Origin of the sequence: Parvimonas sp. M20 (genome assembly GCF_035282425.1) — a bacterium.
Taxonomy (GTDB): domain Bacteria; phylum Bacillota; class Clostridia; order Tissierellales; family Peptoniphilaceae; genus Parvimonas.
The window spans coordinates 1-782 of the sequence record NZ_JAYKBQ010000051.1 but is presented as its reverse complement, the minus strand read 5'-3'; the positions used below and the strand labels follow the sequence as shown (position 1 = coordinate 782).

The following is a 782-nucleotide window of genomic DNA, read 5'->3' as shown; positions in this document are numbered from 1 at the left end:
TATTGGCGGACTGCCTATCAGGGCTTGCATGCAGACGTTGACAAAGAACTGGACATGGATCCAGATGACGAGAAGAATCTGTCCGAGGAACTGGATGAATACCAGCATAATCTTCGGCGCACGATTCGTACCCGTGGTGTCACGGTTAAGTCGTTAGGGGCAGCAGTTGCTGATCCATCGGGTGCATTCAATACGCTTCTGACCATGATTGCTGGTTCTACCGGTATCCCAAAGCGTATTCTGGTCGGTTCTGAGGCTGGACAGCTTGCATCTACCCAAGACCGAGGCAATTGGGCTGAACGTGTAGAAGATTACCGCACCACACATGCTGTGCCGAATATTCTATGGCCATTGCTCCGCTGGCTCAATGAATATGAAGTGTACACGATGGATGTCAACGCCATCAAGCTTCTGTGGCCTAGTGCTTATCGGCAGAGTCCAATGGAACAAGCCCAGACGGGTGCGCAGACTGCACGCACACTTGCCAATGTGCAGAAGGGTCTGCAGCCCATTATCCTCAAGGAGGCTGTGCCCGCCACTACAGACGCACTAGGCAAGGTTACTAGTGAGGCAAAGCCTGCTGTAACAGCGGAACCTCTCCTCTCTCGAGATGAAGCTCGGCGCTTGCTTGGTCTCAGTACCGATCAGCAGCTTCTGGCGCAGACACCTGATAATGTCAATACCTTAGGCTAATGCTGTGGGCCTTTCACCTGAGACCACCCGCTCAGTGTCAGGCCGGAAGGCCCATAGTTTGTACAGTGAGGAATATAAGGACCTAGAAA

Annotated in this window: 1 protein-coding gene; it reads left to right on the top strand. The window is 52.6% G+C overall.

Annotated features, from left to right (window positions below):
• A partial coding sequence (locus VJI93_RS08300; RefSeq protein WP_324009245.1) for a hypothetical protein occupies positions 1-693 on the top strand: 693 nt, incomplete at its 5' end.
• Between the last annotated feature and the right edge of the window lie 89 nt (positions 694-782).